This is a genomic window from Micromonospora sp. DT81.3 (genome assembly GCF_049847225.1).
Lineage (GTDB): Bacteria > Actinomycetota > Actinomycetes > Actinomycetales > Microbacteriaceae > Microbacterium.
The window spans coordinates 395,623-416,466 of sequence record NZ_JBNCNY010000004.1; the positions used below are offsets into that span (position 1 = coordinate 395,623).

Below are 20,844 nucleotides of genomic sequence, written 5' to 3' on the forward strand. Positions count from 1 at the left end.
CGCGGTGCTCACGCGCGGGGGTGCGCCAACCGGTAGGTAGCGGCCAGACGCTCCGACGACACGTGCGTGTAGATCTGGGTCGTGCCCAGGCTCGCGTGGCCGAGCAGCTCCTGCACCGTCCGGAGATCCGCTCCCCCGTCGAGCAGGTGTGTCGCGGCGGAGTGGCGCAGGGCGTGCGGGCCCACCGCGCTGGAGCCGACGAGCGGGCCGAGCGCACGCGAGACGAGGTCGTACACGGACCGCGGGGCGATGCGCCCGCCACGGGCACCGAGGAAGACGGCGGCACCTGCGGTCGGTCTCGCCGAGTCGATCCGTGAACGAAGGACCGGGCGTCCTCTGGTGAGGTAGGCCCCGAGCGCCCTGCGGGCGGGAGTGCCGAAGGGCACGACCCGCTCCTTCGAGCCCTTGCCGAGCACGCGCGCCGTCGCCCGATCGAGGTCGAGGTCGTCGATGTCGAGACCGCAGAGCTCCGAGACCCGGATGCCGGCGCCGTACAGCACCTCGAGCAGAGCGTGGTCGCGCAGGACGAGCGGATCCCCCGCCTCCGCCCGGACCTGGTAGCCGTCCAGCAATTCGCGGAGAGCGTCTGCGGTCGCCACAGCCGGCAGGGTCCTCCCGCGCTTCGGCGCGACGAGGCGCAGGCTTGGATCGGTGGCCACGAGCCCCTCGTCGAGGCACCATGCAAAGAACGAGCGTGCGGCCGCGGTGCGGCGAGCGAGAGTGGAGCGGGCGTCACCGCGCTTCGTCGCGTTCCACAGCCATTCGCGCAGCAGCTCGAGGTCGATCTGCTCCAGCGGCACGAGTCCGGCGGTGGCGGCGAGGTCCCGCAGGTCGGCACGATAGGCGCGCACGGTCGCCGGCGAGAGCCTCCGCACCCGTTCGAGGTGCAGCGCGAAGGCGTCGGCCGCCGCATCGAGCTCCATGACACCAGCATGACGGCGGCGGAGCTCACACCGCGGAGGACACCCGGCGCCATCCCCTTTCATCCTGGGCGACCGCGCCATCCATCGCCAGCAGACCGAGCACCCCCTCGACGTCGGCGATGGCCAGACCGCAGCGGCGTGCGACATCCGGGGTCTGGCGCCCGGCGCGGGACGTGAGCGCATCGAGCACGCGGGTCTCCTCGGCGCTGCGCCCTCCGAGCGTGGCGCGTCCTCCCGGCATCCCTTCGCCGCCTGCCCACCCTCCGCCCAGAAGCTCCATCACCTCGTCGACCGTCGTGACGCATCGCGCGTCGAACTCGCGCAGAAGGCGGTGGCATCCGGCCGAGGCCGCAGAGGTGACCGGTCCCGGCACGGCGCCGAGCGGTCGTCCCAGCGCCGCCGCGTGTCCGGCCGTGTTGAGCGACCCGCTCCGCCATCCGGCCTCGACGACCACGGTCGCCTGGCCGAGCGCCGCGATCAGCCGGTTGCGGGTGAGAAACCGCCACTTGGTGGGCGCGCCCCCACAGGGGACCTCGCTGACGACGGCTCCGGCGGCGGCGATGCGCTCCAGCAGGTTGGCATGCCCGGCGGGGTAGGCCCGGTCCACGCCGCCGGCGAGGAGGGCGAGGGTCTGGCCTCCGGCGGCCAGGGCGGCGCGATGCGCCATCCCGTCGATGCCGTAGGCGGCACCGGAGACGACCGTCACTCCCCGGCCGGCGAGTTCGGCTCCGAACTCCATCGCGACATGTTCCCCGTAGCCGGTCGCCGCGCGCGCCCCGACCAGCGCGACCGATGCCTGCGCGGCGGTCAGAGCCTGCGGATCTCCGCGCACCCACAGGCAGAGCGGCGCGTGGTCGCCCAGGTCGTCGACCACGACGGGCCATTCCTGATCGCCCGGGACGAGCAGTCTCACCCGCGCCCGCCCTGCGAGGTCGATGGCGGCACGAACAGCCGGAGCCTCCAGCCGCGGCATCCAGCGGGCCACGCCCGCGGCCGCTTCGGCGGGTGTGATGTCGGCTCGGCCGACCACCGCCGCTTCGAGTGCGCCATTCAGGAGGGGGCGAAGGGCCTCGTGCGGTCCCATGCCTGCGATGAGCCGCCCCGCGACCCCGTCCCCCGGCTCGACCAGGACGCTCCACACGACGATCGAGAACAGCCGCTCCGCTTCGGCACCGGTCAGCGGCTCACCGCCACGGAGAGGCCGCAGCCGCTCGACCATCTCGCGGGTGCTCGGCAGATCCATCGTCATGGGGTGACGCCCTTCTTCATGAACAGCGCACGACCGATGTCGTGCGTCGTGGGGGTGGTGCGGCCGGCCATGTCCGCGAGGGTCCACGCGATTCGCAGAACGCGGTCATAGCCCCGCAGCGTCAGCGCGCCGCGGTGAAGGGCCGAGTCAAGGGGCCGACGCACGGCCGGCGGAAGGCTCAGCGGCCCCTGCCGGAGCCACGGCCCCGACACGTGGGCGTTCAGCCGCCACGGCGTGTCATGCAGTCGATGGCTCGCCCGCGCTCGCGCCTCCGCGACACGCCCCCTCGCGGCGCCCGTGGTGACGGCGTCGCGCGCCAGTTCCGCGTGATGCGCCACCGCCACCCTGGTCAGTCCCAGCTCTATGTCGATGCGGTCGAGCAGGGGGCCCGAGAGGCGACCGAGGTAGCGGCGGATGGAATGAGGGGGACACACGCACGCCGCTCCGCGGACGCCGTAGTTGCCGCACGGGCAGGGGTTGGTGGCCAGGACGAGTTGGAAGCGAGCCGGAAAGGCGGCCGTCACCCCCGCGCGATGGATCGTTATCGATCCGGACTCGAGCGGCTGCCGAAGAGCGTCGAGCGCATTCGTGGCGAACTCCGCGGCCTCGTCGAGGAAGAGGACACCGTGGCTCGCCCGGGCGATCGCGCCGGGGCGCACCATCCGCGACCCGCCGCCGACGAGTGCCGCGACGCTGGCGCTGTGATGCGGCGCCTCGAAGGGCGGGCGTCGAGAGAGCCCGGCGACCGGATCTCCCGAGAGGGAGCGGATCGAGGCGACCTCGAGGGCCGCGTCGTCGCCGAGGGCGGGCAGGATGCCCGGCAGCCGGCTGGCGAGCATCGTCTTTCCGGCACCGGGCGGTCCCGTCATCAGCAGGTGGTGACCGCCGGCGGCCGCCGCGATGAGCGCCTCCACGGCCTCGCGCTGGCCCACGACATCGACGAGGTCGGGTGGCTCGGGGTGGAAGGTGTCCACACGGGGTCCCGCGACCGGATCGATCAGAGGTGACTCGACATCCGCTCCGTGCCACCGCGCGACGTCCGCGAGGCATGCCGCACCGAGCACCGTCATCCCATCCACGAGTTCGGCCTCCGCGAGATTCGCGTGCGGGACGACCGCCCTGCGGAATCCCGCCCGCGCGGCGGCGTGCACGGCCGGCAGGACGCCGGGCACGGGACGCAGCCGCCCGTCGAGCCCGAGTTCCCCGATGTGCACCGTCCGCTCCACGGAGGCGACATCCATCGCCCCTTCGGTGGCCAGGGATGCGATCGCTATCGCGACATCGAAACCGGAGCCCTGCTTGGGCAGGCTGGCCGGTGACAGGTTCACGGTGAGCCGGCGTCGCGGCAGGGGAAGGTCGCTGTTCGCGCACGCGTTGTGCACGCGCTGCACCGCCTCACCCAGCGCCTTGTCGGGGAGCCCTATGAGGTGGAACTCGGGCGTCTGCTTGGACAGGTCGGCCTCGACCTCCACCAACGCGCCCTCGAGACCGGTCAGCGCCACGGCCCACGTGCGAGCGACCGTCATCGCACGTCCTCGACGTGCTCGAGGTCGGCCGTGTCGGGATCCGGCCCCGTCAGCGCGATCGCGTCGACCCGCACGACCCTCCCCCGGCTCCACTCGGGATGCGCACCGGCCCATGCCATCGCGAGCTTCCAGAGCCGGGCGCGCTTGCGCGCGTCGACCGCCTCGAGGGGATGCCCGAAGCCGTCGCCGCGGCGCGTCTTGACCTCGACGACCACGACCTCGACACCGCGCACGGCGATGATGTCGAGCTCGCCCTGCGCGGAGCGCCAGTTGCGCTCGATCAGCCGGTAGCCGGCATCCGCCAGATAGCGAGCCGCCCTGTCTTCACCCGCGCGTCCGAGGACGTCCTTGTCTGCCATGAAGGGCAGACTGCCCGCCCCTCATCCACAAACGACGGCGAAGAACCCGACGCTCGAAACGCTGGGAAGGAACGGGGGGTGTGGAGGAAGCCCCGGCGGTGCTACTCGTCGAGCGACAGCTCCTGCGGAAGCTCGAAATCGCGGCGCTGCAGCTCTTCGACGTTGACGTCCTTGAAGGTCAGCACGCGCACCGACTTGACGAATCTGTCGGCGCGGTAGATGTCCCAGACCCACACGTCGTTCATCGTGAGCTCGAAGTAGAAGTCGTGCTCGGTGTCGCGGCGGACGACGTTGACCTCATTGGCGAGATAGAACCGGCGCTCGGTCTCGATCACGTACTGGAACTGCGACACCACGTCGCGGTACTCGCGGTACAGAGCCAGCTCGAGCTCGCGGTCGTAGTCCTCGAAGACTTCGTCATCCATGGTGTTCCCATCCTAGAGCCGGTCGGGATGGCGAACGATCGGAGCTCAGAACAGCGTCTCCGGCAGCAGCGCCCACGATGCCCGGTGGTGCGGGCTGATCCCATGCGTGCGGATCGCCTCGCGGTGATCGGGACTCGCGTACCCCTTGTTGCTGACCCAGTTGTAGGCGGGAAGGTCGTCGTGCAGGTCGATCATGAGCGCGTCGCGCGCCACCTTCGCGAGAACGGATGCCGCGGCGGCGCTCGCGCAGTCGCGGTCGGCCTTGATCACCGGCCGCACGGTCAGTCCGCGTGCGCCGGCGGCGGTGATGTAGTCGTAATTCCCGTCGAGGATGACGATCGCCTCGGCGGTGTGGAAGCCATGGGCGCTCAGATCGGCAAGGGCGCGGATCGCGGCGAGGCCCAGGGCCCGCATGATGCCGACCTCGTCGACCTCGGCGGCGCTGGCCCAGCCGATGGCGCTCCCCTGCACCCACGCGCTCGCGCGTGCCGCGACCTCCGCCCGCTTCGGCTCCGGAACGAGTTTGGAATCGCGAAGACCCTCCGGGATGCGTCTGCGGGCGCCGCGTTCGTCCATCACCGCTGCGCCGACGGCGACGGGGCCGGCGAGGGCTCCGCGTCCCACCTCGTCGCACGCGATGACGATCGGCCGCTCGCGCAGCAGACGCCGCTCGAGGGTGAGCCGGGGTGCGACGGGGGTCATGGTGCGGGAGTCGGCTCTGGCACGCCCGCGAACACTTCGTGATGCGTGTTGATGGTGCCGAATCGGTTCAGCGGCCACGTGATGACGAACGCCCGCCCGACGACGTTGGCGACGGGCACGAAGCCCTTGCCGGGCTCCTCCTGGTTGTACCGCGAATCCTTCGATCGATCCCGGTTGTCGCCGAGCACCCACAGCGAGGCGTCCGGCACGACGACGTCGAAGGGATCCGCGGATGCGTCCACCGATCCCGGCGAGAGCTTGAGGTAGTCGGACTCGTCGACGGGCACACCGTTGACGGTGATCTGACCGATCGGGTTGCAGCAGACGACGTGGTCGCCGGGCAGGCCGATGATCCGCTTGATGAGGTGGTCGTCCGAATCCGGGGCGGAGAGACCGACGAGCGAGAGCAGCCAGTCGGCGCCCTCGATGATCGGATGACGCGGCGGCTCGGTCGACGGCGGAAGCCAGCCGCCCGGATCGCGGAAGACGACGACGTCGCCTCGTTCGTAGTCGCCGAATCGCGGGGTGATCTCATCCACGAGGATGCGGTCCTTGATGAGCAGCGTGTCCTCCATCGACCCGGAGGGGATGTAGAACGAGCGGACGACGAATGTCTTGATGAGGAAGGAGACCAGCACCGCCACCAGGATGATGACGACGACATCCCGTAGGAAGATCAGCCAGCCGCGCCTGCGCGACCTGCCCGTCTCGGGGAGCGGAACGGGCCCGGACGCCCCTTCGGTGCTCTTGTGCTCGGTGGTCAAAAGGGATCCCTCACTCGAGGCTCGTCGAACGTCGGGAGCCGCACCTCAAGGGTCGCACACTCCCGCCCCCAACAAGACACCCCGCGGCTTCCGCCACGGGGTGTCTCGAGAGGTCTGATGCGCGTCAGTAGTCGCGCTTCTCCTTGATCTTGGCCTTCTTGCCGCGGAGGTTGCGCAGGTAGTACAGCTTCGCGCGACGCACGTCGCCGCGGGTGACGACCTCGATGTGGTCGATCACCGGGCTGTGCACCGGGAAGGTGCGCTCGACGCCCACCTGGAAGCTGATCTTGCGGACCGTGAAGGTCTCGCGCACGCCGTCGCCGGAGCGGCCGATGACGTGACCCTGGAAGACCTGGATACGCGAGCGCGTGCCCTCGGTGATGTTGACGTGCACCTTGACGGTGTCACCGGGGCCGAAGTCGGGAATGTCGGAGCGGAGCGATGCCGCATCGACAGCGTCGAGGATCTGCATGATCTTTTCTCTCTGCGGCCGCCACAGGTCGACCGCGGGTATGAAGTGAAGGATTGTGATGTGCGGTGGGATCTGACGATCCTCGGCTCCCCTGAGGCAGAACGCGATGCACGGCTCCGGGCCGGAGGCCCAGCGCCGTCACGGCACGAAGATCCATTCTGCCACGGATGCGGCGGGTGGCCAAAACCCCGCGGGCGGGCGGCGGCCCAGGATCAGCGGCGACCTAGGGGTTCGGCGGCCGTTCGGAGATGACGATGACGTCGTGCTCGACCTCCGGGCGGCGGGGCGGGGTCGGCGGCGGGATGTATGCGGTCTGGTCCGGACCGGTGGTCCGGAGGATGACCGTGCTGGCCCTCGTCTCTCCGAGGAGTTCCCAGAGCACGAGCCAGAAGAGCCCGACGCCCACGACGACGGCGCCGACGAACGCCGGCCAGAACCAGGCGGGGTCGAAGAAGCCGCACGCGATGGTGAGCGCATGCCAGATGCTGAATCCGGCCACATCCCACCACGAGACGGCTCGCTGCGCCCTCACGGTACCGCGGGCCTTCACGAGCAGCCCCAGGGCGAGCTGGCCGATGAACACCGAGGGGATTGCCAGGAAGATCACCCAGACGAACGCCCATCCGCCCGCCCGGAAGACGCCCCAGCCGATCAGGAGCCACAACGGCAGAAGGAAAGCGGCCGGAAGCAGCCAGCCGTAGAACGCGCGCCGCAACCACATGCCCCGATGGTACGCCCGAGCACCGCCCGGTCGGCGGTGTCACCGCAGGCTCACAGCGACTCCGCACCGCATGCGCACCGCCCGCGCGCCGATGCATCCGACAGAATGGGGGGATGCGAGAGGAATCCCGATGATCGAATTGCGAACGCCCGCCGAGATCGAGGCCATGCGCCCCGCCGGGCGCTTCGTCGCCGAGACCCTCGCCGCCCTCCGCGCCGAGACGAAGGTCGGCACGAACCTGCTCGCGATCGACGAGCACGCGCATCAGCTCATCCGCGAGGCTGGCGCGCAGTCGTGCTACATCGACTACCACCCCTCGTTCGGCGCGAGCCCGTTCGGCAAGGTGATCTGCACCTCGGTGAACGATGCCGTGCTGCACGGGCTCCCCCACGACTACGCGCTGCGTGACGGCGACCTGGTGTCGCTCGATTTCGCTGTGGCGATCGATGGATGGGTGGCCGACTCGGCGGTGTCGTTCGTCGTCGGCACGCCGCGGGCCGAGGACCTGCGGATCATCGACACGACGGAGCGGGCACTGGATGCCGCGATCGCGGCGGCCACGGTCGGCAACAGGATCGGCGACATCTCGGCGGCCATCGCGGCCGTGGCGCGCGCCGAGGGCTACTCGATCAACACCGACTTCGGCGGACACGGAGTGGGACGCATCATGCACGGCGACCCGCACATCCCGAACGACGGGCGACCCGGGCGCGGCTATCCGCTGCGGGCCGGTCTCGTGATGGCGCTGGAACCCTGGTTCCTGCAGACGACCGACGAACTGGTGACCGACCCCGATGGCTGGACCCTGCGGAGCGTCGATCGCTCGCGGGGTGCGCACTCCGAGCACACGATCGCCGTCACCGAAGACGGGCCGATCATCCTCACCGACCGCTCCGACCTCGGCGTCGCCTGATATGACGTCGTCCGCGGTCGAGGTCGAGGGACTGGTCAAAAGCTACGGACACAAGACGGCGGTGAAGGGCGTGTCCTTCGACATCCGCTCCGGTGAGACGTTCGCCCTGCTCGGGCCGAACGGTGCGGGCAAGTCGACGACGATCGAGATCCTCGAGGGCTACCGCGACCGATCCGGCGGAACCGTGCGCGTTCTCGGAGTGGACCCTCGCAAGGGCGGCCTGGACTGGAAGGCGCGCATGGGCATCGTGCTGCAGTCGACGGGCGAGAGCGGCCCGGTGACCGTGCGCGAGCAGCTCGCCCACTTCGCGGCGATGTACCCCCATCCCCGCGAGGTCGACGAGGTCATCGCCGCCGTGGGGCTCGAAGAGCAGCGCAAGACCCTGATCCGCAAGCTGTCCGGCGGACAGCGCCGGCGGGTCGACGTCGCGATCGGCATCATCGGACGCCCCGCGCTTCTGTTCCTCGACGAGCCCACCACCGGGTTCGACCCCGCCGCGCGCCGTCAGTTCTGGGAGCTGATCCACTCGCTGAAGGGCGAGGGCACGACGATCCTCCTCACCACCCACTACCTGGACGAGGCCGCTCAGCTCGCCGATCGTGCCGGTGTGATCGCCGGCGGCGAGCTTCTCGACATCGCGCCGATCGACCGGCTCGGCGGGATCGAGGCGCGCATGCCGGTCGTGCGCTGGTGGCAGGACGGACGCATGCACCAGGAGCGCACGACCGAGCCGGCGGCCGTCGCCGCGCGCCTCTACCGTGATCTGGGAGAGGTGGCCCGCCTGGAGGTCGTGCGCCCCAACCTCGAGGATGTCTACCTCGGAATGATCGGGGCCGCCGAGTCGGCGGGCGACGACGTGACCGTCCCAGAGAGCGTCGCATGAACGCGCGGACCACGGAGTGGATCACGCCGCTCCCCCGTGGCCGCTCGGCGCGGCTCGGCGCGCTGCGCGTCGGCTACGAGGTGCGCGCGTACTTCCGCCAGCCCGACACCCTCTTCTTCACCTTCCTCTTCCCCGTCCTGATGCTCGCGATCTTCTCGACCGCGTTCAGCAGCCAGGAGTTCGGACCGCCGGGTGACACGATCAGCGCGGCGGCGTACTACCTTCCCGGGATGCTGGCGGCGGGCATCCTGCTGTCGGGACTGCAGAATCTCGGGGTGGACATCGCGATGGAGCGCTCCGATGGCACCCTGAAGCGGTACGCCGGCTCCCCCATGCCGATCGGCAGCTACTTCATGGGCAAGATGGGTCAGGTGGCGGTGACGGCATCGCTGCAGGCCGCGCTGCTCATCGTGGTCGCGTGGGCCGTCTGGGATGTCGCGCTGCCGAACACCGCGCAGGCGTGGGGGACCTTCGCGTGGGTCTTCGTGCTCGGAGTCTCCTGTTCGGCGGTCCTCGGCATCGCGGTCAGCGGCATTCCGCGCTCGGGCAAGTCGGCGCAGTCCGTGATCGTGCCGATGGCGCTCGTGCTGCAGTTCATCTCGGGCGTCTACATCTCCTTCGACATCCTCCCGACCTGGCTGCAGGATGTCGCCAGCCTCTTCCCGCTGCGCTGGACGGCTGCCGGGATGCGTGCGGTCTTCCTGCCCGAGAGCTTCGAGTCGGCCGAGCCGAACGGCACCTGGGGGCTGGAGTGGATCGCCGTGGTCTGCGGGATCTGGCTGGTGGCAGGGCTCATCGTGTGCGCGCTGACGTTCCGGTGGAACCCGAAGGATCGCTGACTTCTCACAACCCGCTCTCGCGGCGTGTGCGGAAAACGTTCGATCGGCGAAACGCGGGCCGCTCGCGGGCTGAAACACGTCCTTCGTAGCGTCGGGGACACGGACGGAACGCGGCAGGTGCGCGTTGCGGTCCGCGACCCCGAGGAGTGCACATGCCCCGATCGAAGCGCAACGAGAACGTGCCCGCCGCCGTCGATCCCCGGAAACATGCCGCACACGGCGATGCAACACACGACGGCTACCGTGCAGACATGGTCGAGCAGCAGGGCCAAGATCCCCGCCATGAACACTCCGTCGCCGTGGAGCGCTCCGTCGCCGTGGAGCGCTCCGTCGTCGTCGTCGGTGCGGGCATGGTCGCGCACCGGTTCGTGGAGAGCCTGCTCAGCCGCGCTGACGGAGGAGGGGCCGGCGAGGAGGGCGCGGGCGAAGCCGGCGCCGATGAGGGCGGCGCCGGGCAGGGCTGGAAGGTCACCGTCATCGGCGAAGAGCCCCGCCACCCCTACGATCGCGTCGCGCTCACCTCGTTCTTCGGCGGAGCCACCCCCGACCAGCTGACGCTCGACGCCTCGTTCCTCGACACCGACCCCCGCGTCCGCTTCGTGCGCGGCGACGCTGTCGCCCGCATCGACCGCTCCGCGCGTCGCGTCACCACGGCGAGCGGCCTCTCGGTGGGCTATGACCGACTGGTGCTGGCCACGGGCTCGTACGCCGCGCGTCTCGCGGTGGACGGATTCGATCACGACGGCTGCTTCGTCTACCGAACCCTCGATGACGTGCAGGCGCTGAGCGCGTTCGTCGAGCGCCGGTCGACCGAGCTCGGGCGCTCGCTCAACGGCATGGTCATCGGCGGAGGTCTGCTGGGACTCGAAGCCGCCGGCGCCCTGCAGGAACTCGGAGTCGAGTGCACCGTCGTGCAATCGTCGGCTCGGCTCATGTCCGCGCAGCTGGACGAACGAGGAGCCTCGTCGCTGCGGCGCCTCATCGAGTCGCGGGGCATCAAGGTCAAGACCGAGGCCGTCACCACGCGCCTGGACGCCGATCGATCGGGCTCCGTCGTCGGGCTCGAGTTCCGCGACGGATCGTACGAGGGTGCCGATGTCGTCGTCTTCACCGTGGGCGTGCGGCCCCGCGACGAGCTGGCCCGGAAGGCCGAACTCGAGGTGCACCCGCGCGGCGGGGTCGTCATCGACCCTTCGTGCACGACATCCGATCCCCGCATCCTGGCGATCGGCGAGGTCGCCAGCTTCGAAGGGCAGTGCGTCGGGCTCGTCGCTCCGGGCTACGCGATGGCGGAGGTGGCGGCCACGCGGCTGCTCGGCGGCGACGCCACTTTCCCGGGCTACGACCTGTCGACCAAGCTAAAGCTGAACGGCGTGGATGTCGCGAGCTTCGGCGACGCGTTCGCCGCAACCCCGGGTGCGCTTGACGTCGTCTACGCCGACCCCGTCGCCGGCGTCTACAAGAAGCTCGTGCTCTCGGACGATGCGAAGACCCTGCTCGGCGGCATCCTGGTCGGCGACGCGGGCGCGTACGGGATGCTGCGGCCGCTCGTCGGGGGCGCTCTGGGCGGGGACCCCGCCGCCTACCTCCTCCCGGGCGACATCGAACTGCCGGCGGGTGGCGACCTGCCGGACGAGGCGCTGGTCTGCTCGTGCAACAGCGTCACCGCCGGCGCCATCCGGTGCGCCGTGACCGACGATGGCTGCACCGATGTCGCGGGGGTCAAGGCCTGCACCCGCGCCGGCGCGGCGTGCGGTTCGTGCCTGCCGCTGGTCAAGAAGCTCGTGGGCACCGAGCTGGCGCGCTCCGGCGCGGAGCTCAGCACCGCGCTCTGCGAGCACTTCTCCTTCTCGCGCGCGCAGCTCTTCGACGCCGTGCGGGTCTCCGGCCTCCGCACCTTCAGCGGCATCATCGACCGCTTCGGCACCGGCCGCGGGTGCGATATCTGCAAGCCCGTGCTCGCCAGCATCCTCTCCTCCCTCGGCGCCGGCCACGTGCTCGACGGCGAGAACGCCACGCTGCAGGACACCAACGACCACGTGATGGCGAACATCCAGAAGGACGGCTCTTACTCGGTGGTCCCTCGCATCGCGGGCGGTGAGATCACGCCGGAGGGCCTGCTCGCGATCGGACAGGTCGCCAAGGACTTCGGGCTCTATACGAAGATCACCGGCGGCCAGCGCATCGACATGTTCGGCGCCCGCCTCGAGCAGCTCCCCGAGATCTGGGGTCGCCTGGTGGACGCCGGCTTCGAGTCGGGTCACGCGTACGGGAAGTCGCTGCGCACGGTCAAGTCGTGCGTCGGATCGACCTGGTGCCGCTACGGAGTACAGGACTCCGTCGGCATGGCCGTGCAGCTGGAGCTGCGCTACCGCGGCCTGCGGTCGCCGCACAAGATCAAGCTCGGCGTCTCCGGCTGCGCGCGCGAGTGCGCCGAGGCACGAGGCAAGGACGTCGGCGTGATCGCGACGGAGGCCGGCTGGAACATGTACATCGGGGGGAACGGCGGCTTCACCCCTCGGCACGCGGTGCTGTTCGCGGAGGGACTGGATGACGCCGCCCTCCTGCAGGCGATCGACCGCTTCCTGATGTACTACGTGCGCACCGCGGACCGCCTTCAGCGCACCGCCCCGTGGTTCGAGGAGATGGAGGGCGGGATCGATGCGCTCCGCGGCGTGATCTTCGATGACACCCTCGGCATCTGCGCCGACCTGGACGCCGCCATGGCCGCCCACATCGAGCACTACGAGGACGAGTGGGCCGCGACCCTCGCCGACCCCGACAAGCTGCGCCGCTTCGCCTCGTTCGTCAACGCGCCCGAGACACCCGACCCCTCGCTCGCCTACACGCTGGAGCGGGATCAGCCGCGGCCGGCCACCGACGACGAGCGCGCCGGCGGCGGCGTGCTCATCGCCGGCACGACTCTGGAGGTGCGCCGGTGACCCTCGTCGAGCGGCCGCCGGCCAGGACCGCGGATGCTCCGGTGTGGGTGCCGGTGTGCCGTGTCGCCGATCTGGAAATCGAGCGCGGTCGCGCCGCACTTCTGCGCGGCGAGCAGATCGCCCTCTTCCTGCTGCACGACGGACGGGTGCACGCCGTGCAGAACCTCGACCCGTACAGCGGGGCCTCCGTGCTGTCCCGCGGGATCGTCGGCAGCAGGCAGGATGCCCCCACGGTGGCGTCGCCGATGTACAAGCAGGTGTTCGACCTGCGAACCGGTGCGTGTCTCGACGCGCAGGGCAAGGAGCCGAAGAGCCTGCGCGTGTGGCCCGTCGCGATCGACGGAGACACGATCCTCGTGAAGTGGAGCGAACGATGACGACTCTGATGGGCATCTCCCTGGCCGGCAGGCGCGTGGTCGCGGTGGGCGGCGGGGATGTCGCCGCCCGGCGGATCCGCCGGTTCCTCGCCGACGCCGCCGACGTGCTCGTCGTCGCGCCGGAGCTCTCGACCGCCACCCGACGCCTCGTGGAGGATGCCGGGCTGGAGTGGCATGCCCGCGGGTTCCGGACGGACGACCTCGACGACGCGTGGCTGGTGCACACCGCGACAGGCGACCAGCGAGTCGATGACGATGTGGCGGCGGCGTGCGAACGGCGGCGCATCCTGTGCGTCAACGCGGGAGACGGCACCCACGGCACCGCGCGGCTCGCGGCGGAGACCCGTTCGGGCGACAGCATCGTCGGGGTCGTCTCCGCCGAGGGCGTCGACCCGGGGCGCACCCGTGTGCTGCGGGACGCGATCGCCGACCTGCTTCGCGAGGGCAGGCTGCCGCTTCGCCGGCGGCGCCCGACGTCCGTGGGGCAGGTGCACCTCGTCGGCGGCGGACCCGGTCCCATCGACCTGATCACCGTCCGAGGCCGGCGGCTGCTCGCCGAAGCCGATGTGGTCGTCACCGATCGCCTGGGGCCGACGGCGGTGCTGAGCGAGCTCGATGCCGATGTCGAGATCGTCGATGTGGGCAAGCGCCCCGGGCACCATCCGGTGCCGCAGGACGAGATCAACCGCATCCTCGTGGACCGAGCGCTCGCGGGCCGTCGTGTCGTCCGGCTGAAGGGCGGCGACCCCTTCGTGTACGGCCGCGGCGGCGAAGAGGTGCACGCGTGCCTGGCCGCCGGCATCCCGGTCGATGTCGTACCCGGCATCTCGAGCGTGGTGGCGGTGCCGCAGGCCGCCGGCATTCCCGTCACCCACCGGGGGACGGCGGCGGCGCTGCACGTCGTGAACGGCCAGGACACTCCGACCGAGGCCACGCTCGCCTCCCTCCGGGATCCCGGCACGACGACGGTCGTGCTGATGGGGGTCAGCGCGCTCGCCGGGTTCGCCGCATCCGCTCTGGCGGCGGGAGCGCCGGCCGACCTGCCCGCCGCGATCGTCGAGGACGGGCACAGCGACCGCCAGCGCACGACGCGTGCACCGCTCGGCGAGATCGCGGATGCCGCGGCGACCGCCGGCGTCCGCAATCCCGCCGTCATGGTCTTCGGGCACGTATCGGCGGCCGATCTCCTCCTCGGCGAGGCGAGCCGCAGCCCCGACACGCGAGTGGGTGATGCGCGCACGTGAGCACCGATCCACCCGTGGCACCTCCGCCGTTGACAGCGCCGCCCACGGCGCAGCCGCAGACGGCCCAGCCGCTGTCCGCCGCACTGGCCGGCTGCACAATCCTCCTCCCCGTCGATCGCCGATCCGGGGAGCTCACGGCCGCCCTCGAGCGGCACGGTGCATCGGTGCGACTCGCGCCCGCGCTCACGATCGTGCCGCACATCGACGATGAGGAGCTCATCGCCCGAACGGAGCGCCTCATTTCGCAGCCGCCGCACATCGTCGTGGTGACGACGGGCGTCGGCTTCCGCGGCTGGATCGAGGCCGCCGACGAGGCGGGGCTGCTCGAACCGCTGCTCGTGGCGCTGCGGAGCGCGCAGATCGTCGCCCGAGGGCCCAAGGCGCGCGGCGCCATCCAGCAGGCCGGCCTCTCGGCCGACTGGGTGGCCGAGTCGGAGACCGCGGCGGAACTCGAGGAGTTCCTGCTCGCCGAGGGAGTGCGAGGCAGGCGCATCGCGGTGCAGCACCACGGCTCGGGCGCGGACGGATTGGACGAGGCGTTCGAGGCCGCGGGGGCCGACGTCGTGAGCCTCACCGTCTACCGCTGGGGGCCGCCGCCGGACCCGGGGGTCGTCCGCCGCTCGGTGACGGCGGCCGCGTGCGGGGAGTTCGACGCGATCCTGTTCACGTCCGCACCCGGCGCCCAGGAGTGGCTCGCCGCCGCCGACATCCTGCAGGCGCTCCCCCGCATCGTCGAGCACGCCGATTCCGGACGCCTGCTGATGGCGGCCGTCGGACCGATCACCGCCGGCCCCCTGCAGCGCGCCGGCTTCCGCCCGCTGGTTCCGGATCGGGGCCGCCTCGGCTCGCTGGTGCGCGCGGTCGTCACCCACTTCGGCGGCGGTCATGCGCGGGGCATCGAGACCGCGGTCGGCCGCCTCGAGCTGCGCAGCGGCGGAGCCGTGCTCGGAGGGCGGTTCATCCCGCTCGCCCGCACCGGGTTGGACGTGCTCTCGGTGCTCGCCGACGCCGGCGGACGCACCATCTCGCGGCACGAGCTGCTCGAGGCGCTGCCCCGCTCGGTGGCCAACCCCCACGCCGTCGAGGTCGCCATCGCCCGGGTGCGCGAAGCGCTCGATGCCCCAGAGCTCATCAAGACGGTGGTCAAGCGGGGGTACCGCCTGAACGTCACGGAACCGGACCCGGTTCTCACAACACCCGTCCCGGCCGGGTGAGAACTTCGAGACCCAGAGTTCACAACAGACATCCGCCCGAGAAATCCCCCGCCCATAGCGTCGCTGACAACACCACATCCGTTGCGACCCGCTTCAGGGAGATCACGATGACAGACACCCTCGACACCGCGCTTGACACCGAGACGACGGTCGCCGCGCCCGCGCGCCCGCTCGTTCACCGCTCCGGTCGATGGATCGACGAATGGGATCCGGAGGACCACGCACAGTGGGAAGGCGCCGGACGCGCCATCGCCTCGCGGAATCTGAAGTGGTCGATCTTCGCCGAGTTCCTCGGCTTCGTCATCTGGCAGCTCTGGAGCATCGTCGCGGTCCTGCTGCCGACCGCCGGGTTCGCTCTGGACAGCAGCCAGATCTTCTGGCTCATCTCCATCCCGAGCCTCGTCGGTGCCACCCTCCGCATCCCGTACTCGTTCCTCGTCCCGTTGGTCGGCGGCAGGAACTGGACCATCATCTCGGCCGGCCTGCTGCTCCTGCCCGCCGTCGCGATGGCGATCTGCGTCGGCAACCCGGAGACGCCCTTCCCCGTGCTGCTGGCCGTGGCCGCCCTCGCCGGATTCGGCGGCGGCAACTTCGCCAGCTCCATGTCGAACATCACCTTCTTCTACCCGCAGCGCGAGAAGGGCTGGGCGCTGGGCCTGAATGCCGCCGGCGGCAATCTGGGTGCCGCCGTCGCCCAGTTCGTCGTTCCGATCGTGGTCACCATCGGCGCGGCCGCCACGCTGAACCTGCCGCTGGCGGGCTGGATCTGGGTGCCGCTCATCCTCCTCGCCATGTTCGGCGCCTGGCGGTACATGGACAACCTGTCGTCGGCGAAGGCCGACTTCGCCGGGTCCGCGGCCGCGCTGCGCGAGCCGCACCTCTGGCTGCTCTCGCTCCTGTACATCGGCACATTCGGATCGTTCATCGGCTTCGCGAGCGTCTTCCCCAAGCTCATCGCCGATCAGTTCCCGGCGTTCTCGGGCATCGCGGTCGGTGGCGCATCGGTCTCCCTCGCCTTTCTCGGGGCCCTCGTCGGCTCGCTCGCGCGGCCCTTCGGCGGGCGGCTCGCCGACCGCTTCGGCGGCGCCCGGGTCACGATGGCCGCGTTCGCCGTGATGGCGGCGATGACGCTGCTCGTGACCGCGACCCTGCCGACGGGACAGTTCTGGCTGTTCCTGGGATGCTTCCTCGTGATCTTCGCGGCAGCAGGGGCCGGCAACGGATCCACGTATCGCATGATCCCTATCGTCTTCGCGCTGCGGGGCGGGGGCGACGCGCTGACGGGGGGCGATGTCTCGTCCAAGCGCAAGGCCGCGGCCGCCCTGGGGCTCATCTCGGCCATCGGCGCGTACGGCGGCTTCCTGATCCCGCAGGCGCTCAACCTGTCTCGTCAGTCATCCGGTACATACGCCAGCGCCTTCCTCGTCTTCGTCGGCTCGTACGCCGCACTGATGCTGATCACCTGGCTCGCCTACGGTCGCGCCGCCCGCACCGGAGGACCTCGGATCTGACCATGGCACCGCTCACCCCTCCCGCCGCTTCGGCCACCGCATCCCATTGCCCGTACTGCGCCCTGCAGTGCGCGATGACGCTCACGCGTGTGGATGGCGCGGCCGGCGACGCGGGCGGGGTGGGCTCGCCCCCTCTCGAGATCGCGGGCCGCGACTTCCCCACCAACCGCGGTGGGCTCTGCAAGAAGGGCTGGACCGCCGCGGAGGTGCTGGTCGCTCCCGACCGGCTGCGGACGCCGCTGGTGCGCGGTTCCGACGGCGAGCTGCGCCCCGCGAGCTGGGAGGACGCGCTGGACCTCGTCGCCGGTGCCCTCGCGGCCATCCGTGCCGAGCACGGGGCCGACGCGGTCGCGGTGTTCGGCGGCGGCGGGCTGACGAACGAGAAGGCCTACCAGCTCGGCAAGTTCGCCCGCCTCGCACTGGGCACGAGCCGGATCGACTACAACGGCCGCTTCTGCATGTCCTCGGCCGCGGCTGCCGGCAACCGCGCGTTCGGCATCGACCGCGGCCTGCCCTTTCCTCTCGAGCACCTCGACGCGGCATCCACGATCCTCCTGCTCGGGACGAACGTCGCCGCCACGATGCCGCCCTTCGTGGGGCACCTCGCCGGTGCGCAGGCCGCCGGCGGCCTCGTGGTCGTCGACCCCCGCCGCACCGCGACGGCGCGGCTCGCGGACGACGGCCGAGGCATCCACGTGCAGCCCTCCCCCGGTACTGACCTCGCGCTGCTGCTGGGCATCACGCACGTCGTGCTCGCCGAGGGTCTCGCCGATGACCGCTACCTCGTCGACCGCACCACCGGGGTCGAGGCGCTCCGGCGGAGTGTCGCCGGCTGGTGGCCGGAGCGGGTGCAGTCGGTCACCGGTGTGCCCGTCGTCACTATCCGGCGGGTCGCGCGGCGCCTCGCGGCCGGCGGCGGTGTCTACATCCTCACCGGACGGGGGGTCGAGCAGCACGTCGACGGCACCGACACCGCGACGGCCGCGATCAACCTCGCCCTCGCCCTCGGGCTGCCGGGTCGCGAGGACTCGGGGTATGGGACCCTCACCGGCCAGGGAAACGGTCAGGGCGGTCGCGAGCACGGACAGAAGTGCGACCAGCTGCCTGGATACCGCAAGATCACCGACCCCGCGGCACGTGCCCACGTCGCCGGGGTGTGGGGGGTGACCCCCGAGTCCATTCCCGGACCAGGCGTGCCGGCAGTGGAGCTGCTCGCCTCGCTCGGCACGCCGGAGGGTCCTCGGGCGATGCTCGTGCACGGCTCGAACCTCGTCGTGTCGGCGCCGAACGCCGGGGCGGTGCGGACCGCGCTCGGGAGGCTCGACCTGCTGGTCGTGTCGGACTTCTTCCTCTCCGAGACGGCGGCGCTGGCGGATGTCGTGCTTCCCGTGACGCAGTGGGCCGAGGAGGAGGGCACGATGACGAACCTCGACGGCCGCGTGCTGCGCCGACGCCGCGCCCTCCCGCCTCCGGAAGGCGTGCGGGACGAACTGTGGATCCTCGCCGAGCTGGCGCGCCGACTGGACGCCCCCGGTCGATACTCCACCGAGCCGGAGGAGGTCTTCGACGAGCTCCGCCTCGCTTCGGCCGGCGGGATCGCGGACTACTCGGGCATCGACTACGCGCTGCTCGACGCGGGGGTCGCCGCACACTGGCCGTATCCCCCCGGATCGATCGGCACGCCCCGGCTCTTCGCCGACCGGTTCTGGCACGATGACGGCCGCGCACGCATCGTGGCGGTGACGCCCGCCCCGCAGGATGACCGGCTGCCGGGCGTGGGCGAGCTGACCCTTCTCACGGGTCGCCTGCTCGAGCACTACCAGAGCGGCGCGCAGACCAGGCGCGTGCCGGAGCTGTCAGCGGCGCAGCCGGAGGTGCGGGTCACGCTGCACCCCGCGACGGCGCAGGAGCTCGGCGTCCAGGATGGCGAGATGGTCGAGCTCGACAACACGCGCGGCGCGATGCGGGGCCGGGCGAGCCTGTCGACCGACCTGAGGCCCGGCACGGTGTTCGTGCCCTTCCACTTCGGCGGAGACGGTGCGGCGAACCTGCTCACCTCCGACCGGGTGGATCCCGTGTCGTCGATGCCGGAGTTCAAGACCGGCTCGGTGCGGGTGCGGCGACTGGAGGAGGCGATGATCGGATGACGCAACCGCTGCGCGTGCTCGTCGTGGGCTACGGCCCCGTCGGCGCACGCTTCGTCGAGAACGTGCTGCCGAGTGTCCGTTCCGGCGCGATCCAGCTCACGGTGGTCGGTGCCGAGGTCGATGACGCATACAACCGGGTGCTTGTCGCGGAGTATGCCGTCGGCGGTATGCAGCGGGACTCGCTGACCATCGCCGACCGCGGAGCCGCCGAGGCAGCGGGCGCGCGGATCATGACCGGGGTATCGGTGCGGCACCTCGACCGCGGCGCGCGCGCAGCGACGCTCAGCACGGGTGAGCGGATCGCCTACGACCGGGTGGTGCTGGCGACCGGTTCGCGCGCGAACACGCCGACGCTCGACGGCGTGCCCCGCCCGAGGCGCGACCCGGGCACGCTGTCGTCGCTGCCCGGCGACCTGATCGCCGGCGACGACGCCCTACCCCCAGGCGTGACTGCGTTGCGCGACCTCGGCGACGCGGAGCGCGTCCGCGCGGCCATCGCGGGTGGTCGTAGGCTCGTCATCCTCGGCGCCGGCGTGCTGGGGCTGGAGCTGGCCCTCGCGGCCGTGCACGCCGGTGCGCGCGTCGCCGTCGTGCATCACGGGGCATACCCCATGCCCCGCAGCCTCGACCGGGGCGGCGGCGGCGTGCTGCGCCAAGCGCTGCGGCGCACCGGTCTGGCCGTGTTCGCGCACAGCAGGGCCGAGTCCGTCGAGTTCCGCACAGACGAGAACGGCGAACGCCACTTCGATCGGCTCATCACGGCGGACGGCAACCAGATCGAGGGCGACCTGCTCGTGCTCTCGTGCGGCGTGAGCCCCCGCTCGGAGCTGGCTGCCCTCTCCGGGCTTCGGACGGCGTTCGGCGTTCTCGTGGATCGCCGGCTACGCAGTTGGAGCGACCCCGACGTCTACGCCATCGGCGACTGCGCCCACATCGTCGATCACCTGCCGGACGATGCCTCGGCGCGGGTTCCGGGCGGTCCGTCAGGGCTGATCGGCCCCGGGTGGCGGCAGGCGGACTGGCTCGCCGCCCGGCTGCTGGACGAGCTCGGCGGTTCGGCCGCCGCCGACCGCGGGGGTATCGACGCCGACGCGATGGACGCCGAACGCGAGGCGCTCGTCATGCTGAAGGCCGAGCACGTCGACGTCGTGGCGGTGGGCGACGTCTCGCTCGAGCCGGGGGACGATGACCCGCGCCCCGGATGCGACCGCAAGGTGTCGTTGTGGGCCGATCCCGAGCACCTCCGCTACGTGAAGATGGTGTCGGAGAGTGGCGTGCTCACCGCGTTCGTGTCGGTCGGGATGCCGCGGACGGCCGCCGAGCTGACGCTGCTCTTCGAGCGGGGCGGCGAGCTGCCCGCCGACCGGTCTCTGCTGCTGCGCTTCGACGGCCCGGACTACGTTCCGGGCGAGAACGGCGACGCGTTCGCGCCCACCGCGACGGTGTGCTGGTGCAACGCCGTCACGGTCGAGCAAGTCGAGGAGTCGGCCGCCCAGGGCAACGCGACGGTGGCCTGCATCGGTCGCGACACGCGAGCCGGCACGGGGTGCGGCGGGTGCAAGAGCCGCATCTCCGACGTCCTCGCGCGGCACGCGGCGGCCACCGCGGCGGTGTGAACCGGGCGACCGGGAGC

At 71.2% G+C, this 20,844-nt stretch carries 19 protein-coding genes; 10 read left to right on the forward strand and 9 right to left on the reverse strand.

Translation table 11 applies throughout. The features are described 5' to 3' along the window. Positions 1 to 8 precede the first annotated feature (8 nt). The 9 genes from ACPW96_RS12120 to ACPW96_RS12160 all read right to left on the reverse strand — a co-directional run bounded on the left by ACPW96_RS12120 (position 9) and on the right by ACPW96_RS12160 (position 7,141). Positions 9 to 923, reverse strand: a complete 915-nt coding sequence (locus ACPW96_RS12120) for a tyrosine recombinase XerC (RefSeq protein ID WP_425820416.1) — start codon at positions 921 to 923, stop codon at positions 9 to 11. A 25-nt stretch (positions 924 to 948) separates the two neighbouring features. Next, entirely contained in the window at positions 949 to 2,172 is a 1,224-nt protein-coding gene (dprA, locus tag ACPW96_RS12125; RefSeq protein WP_425883351.1) for a DNA-processing protein DprA, read from the reverse strand. After that, a complete protein-coding gene (locus ACPW96_RS12130) occupies positions 2,169 to 3,698 on the reverse strand; it encodes a YifB family Mg chelatase-like AAA ATPase (RefSeq protein ID WP_425883353.1) in 1,530 nt (509 codons plus the stop codon). The genes dprA and ACPW96_RS12130 overlap by 4 nt, the downstream gene beginning before the upstream one ends. Beyond that, positions 3,695 to 4,057, reverse strand: a complete 363-nt coding sequence (locus ACPW96_RS12135) for a YraN family protein (RefSeq protein WP_425820413.1) — start codon at positions 4,055 to 4,057, stop codon at positions 3,695 to 3,697. The genes ACPW96_RS12130 and ACPW96_RS12135 overlap by 4 nt, the downstream gene beginning before the upstream one ends. Before the next feature lie 101 nt (positions 4,058 to 4,158). Then, the gene (locus ACPW96_RS12140) at positions 4,159 to 4,482 is read right to left on the reverse strand and encodes a DUF2469 family protein (protein WP_325484147.1); all 324 of its coding nucleotides are present in this window, start codon (positions 4,480 to 4,482) and stop codon (positions 4,159 to 4,161) included. 45 nt (positions 4,483 to 4,527) lie between these two features. Next, on the reverse strand, positions 4,528 to 5,184 hold the full coding sequence (locus ACPW96_RS12145) for a ribonuclease HII (protein WP_425820412.1): 657 nt from the start codon (positions 5,182 to 5,184) through the stop codon (positions 4,528 to 4,530). Beyond that, positions 5,181 to 5,948, reverse strand: a complete 768-nt coding sequence (gene lepB, locus ACPW96_RS12150; RefSeq protein ID WP_425820411.1) for a signal peptidase I — start codon at positions 5,946 to 5,948, stop codon at positions 5,181 to 5,183. The genes ACPW96_RS12145 and lepB overlap by 4 nt, the downstream gene beginning before the upstream one ends. Before the next feature lie 124 nt (positions 5,949 to 6,072). Continuing rightward, on the reverse strand, positions 6,073 to 6,420 hold the full coding sequence (gene rplS / locus ACPW96_RS12155) for a 50S ribosomal protein L19 (RefSeq protein WP_425820410.1): 348 nt from the start codon (positions 6,418 to 6,420) through the stop codon (positions 6,073 to 6,075). A 223-nt stretch (positions 6,421 to 6,643) separates the two neighbouring features. Next, the gene (locus ACPW96_RS12160; protein WP_425820409.1) at positions 6,644 to 7,141 is read right to left on the reverse strand and encodes an MFS transporter permease; all 498 of its coding nucleotides are present in this window, start codon (positions 7,139 to 7,141) and stop codon (positions 6,644 to 6,646) included. 130 nt (positions 7,142 to 7,271) lie between these two features. Between ACPW96_RS12160 and map the strand changes: the two genes are divergently transcribed. From map to ACPW96_RS12210, 10 genes are all read left to right on the forward strand, one after another. Then, positions 7,272 to 8,054 carry a type I methionyl aminopeptidase gene (gene map, locus ACPW96_RS12165; protein WP_425883356.1) on the forward strand — a complete coding sequence of 261 codons (783 nt, stop codon included), beginning with the start codon at positions 7,272 to 7,274 and terminating at the stop codon, positions 8,052 to 8,054. Position 8,055: 1 nt separating this feature from the next. Beyond that, entirely contained in the window at positions 8,056 to 8,937 is an 882-nt protein-coding gene (locus ACPW96_RS12170) for an ABC transporter ATP-binding protein (RefSeq protein ID WP_425820407.1), read from the forward strand. Beyond that, positions 8,934 to 9,776 carry an ABC transporter permease gene (locus ACPW96_RS12175; RefSeq protein WP_425883357.1) on the forward strand — a complete coding sequence of 281 codons (843 nt, stop codon included), beginning with the start codon at positions 8,934 to 8,936 and terminating at the stop codon, positions 9,774 to 9,776. Before ACPW96_RS12170 ends, ACPW96_RS12175 begins: the two co-directional genes overlap by 4 nt. A 152-nt stretch (positions 9,777 to 9,928) precedes the next feature. Then, the gene (nirB, locus tag ACPW96_RS12180) at positions 9,929 to 12,718 is read left to right on the forward strand and encodes a nitrite reductase large subunit NirB (protein ID WP_425883358.1); all 2,790 of its coding nucleotides are present in this window, start codon (positions 9,929 to 9,931) and stop codon (positions 12,716 to 12,718) included. Then, a complete protein-coding gene (gene nirD / locus ACPW96_RS12185) occupies positions 12,715 to 13,095 on the forward strand; it encodes a nitrite reductase small subunit NirD (protein WP_425820405.1) in 381 nt (126 codons plus the stop codon). The genes nirB and nirD overlap by 4 nt, the downstream gene beginning before the upstream one ends. Further along, entirely contained in the window at positions 13,092 to 14,339 is a 1,248-nt protein-coding gene (gene cobA / locus ACPW96_RS12190; protein WP_425883360.1) for a uroporphyrinogen-III C-methyltransferase, read from the forward strand. The genes nirD and cobA overlap by 4 nt, the downstream gene beginning before the upstream one ends. After that, complete coding sequence (locus tag ACPW96_RS12195) at positions 14,336 to 15,553, forward strand: uroporphyrinogen-III synthase (protein WP_425883362.1); 1,218 nt, start codon at positions 14,336 to 14,338, stop codon at positions 15,551 to 15,553. The genes cobA and ACPW96_RS12195 overlap by 4 nt, the downstream gene beginning before the upstream one ends. A gap of 107 nt (positions 15,554 to 15,660) precedes the next feature. Then, positions 15,661 to 17,064, forward strand: coding sequence for an MFS transporter (locus ACPW96_RS12200; protein WP_425820403.1), 1,404 nt, complete (start codon positions 15,661 to 15,663; stop codon positions 17,062 to 17,064). A 2-nt stretch (positions 17,065 to 17,066) separates the two neighbouring features. Continuing rightward, positions 17,067 to 19,211: a molybdopterin oxidoreductase family protein gene (locus ACPW96_RS12205; RefSeq protein WP_425883364.1), complete on the forward strand. Its 2,145-nt coding sequence runs from the start codon at positions 17,067 to 17,069 to the stop codon at positions 19,209 to 19,211. Further along, positions 19,208 to 20,827, forward strand: a complete 1,620-nt coding sequence (locus ACPW96_RS12210; RefSeq protein WP_425883365.1) for an FAD-dependent oxidoreductase — start codon at positions 19,208 to 19,210, stop codon at positions 20,825 to 20,827. Before ACPW96_RS12205 ends, ACPW96_RS12210 begins: the two co-directional genes overlap by 4 nt. Positions 20,828 to 20,844 lie beyond the last annotated feature (17 nt).

What these genes read in the sequence shown, in the direction of transcription:
- dprA (WP_425883351.1), bottom strand. Translation starts at nt 2,172, where the DNA reads ATGACGATGGATCTGCCGAGCACCCGCGAGATGGTCGAGCGGCTGCGG.
- ACPW96_RS12160 (WP_425820409.1), bottom strand. Translation starts at nt 7,141, where the DNA reads ATGTGGTTGCGGCGCGCGTTCTACGGCTGGCTGCTTCCGGCCGCTTTC.
- ACPW96_RS12135 (WP_425820413.1), bottom strand. Translation starts at nt 4,057, where the DNA reads ATGGCAGACAAGGACGTCCTCGGACGCGCGGGTGAAGACAGGGCGGCT.
- ACPW96_RS12120 (WP_425820416.1), bottom strand. Translation starts at nt 923, where the DNA reads ATGGAGCTCGATGCGGCGGCCGACGCCTTCGCGCTGCACCTCGAACGG.
- map (WP_425883356.1), top strand. Translation starts at nt 7,272, where the DNA reads ATGATCGAATTGCGAACGCCCGCCGAGATCGAGGCCATGCGCCCCGCC.
- ACPW96_RS12170 (WP_425820407.1), top strand. Translation starts at nt 8,056, where the DNA reads ATGACGTCGTCCGCGGTCGAGGTCGAGGGACTGGTCAAAAGCTACGGA.
- ACPW96_RS12130 (WP_425883353.1), bottom strand. Translation starts at nt 3,698, where the DNA reads ATGACGGTCGCTCGCACGTGGGCCGTGGCGCTGACCGGTCTCGAGGGC.
- ACPW96_RS12200 (WP_425820403.1), top strand. Translation starts at nt 15,661, where the DNA reads ATGACAGACACCCTCGACACCGCGCTTGACACCGAGACGACGGTCGCC.
- ACPW96_RS12205 (WP_425883364.1), top strand. Translation starts at nt 17,067, where the DNA reads ATGGCACCGCTCACCCCTCCCGCCGCTTCGGCCACCGCATCCCATTGC.
- cobA (WP_425883360.1), top strand. Translation starts at nt 13,092, where the DNA reads ATGACGACTCTGATGGGCATCTCCCTGGCCGGCAGGCGCGTGGTCGCG.
- ACPW96_RS12175 (WP_425883357.1), top strand. Translation starts at nt 8,934, where the DNA reads ATGAACGCGCGGACCACGGAGTGGATCACGCCGCTCCCCCGTGGCCGC.
- ACPW96_RS12145 (WP_425820412.1), bottom strand. Translation starts at nt 5,184, where the DNA reads ATGACCCCCGTCGCACCCCGGCTCACCCTCGAGCGGCGTCTGCTGCGC.
- ACPW96_RS12210 (WP_425883365.1), top strand. Translation starts at nt 19,208, where the DNA reads ATGACGCAACCGCTGCGCGTGCTCGTCGTGGGCTACGGCCCCGTCGGC.
- ACPW96_RS12140 (WP_325484147.1), bottom strand. Translation starts at nt 4,482, where the DNA reads ATGGATGACGAAGTCTTCGAGGACTACGACCGCGAGCTCGAGCTGGCT.
- nirB (WP_425883358.1), top strand. Translation starts at nt 9,929, where the DNA reads ATGCCCCGATCGAAGCGCAACGAGAACGTGCCCGCCGCCGTCGATCCC.
- rplS (WP_425820410.1), bottom strand. Translation starts at nt 6,420, where the DNA reads ATGCAGATCCTCGACGCTGTCGATGCGGCATCGCTCCGCTCCGACATT.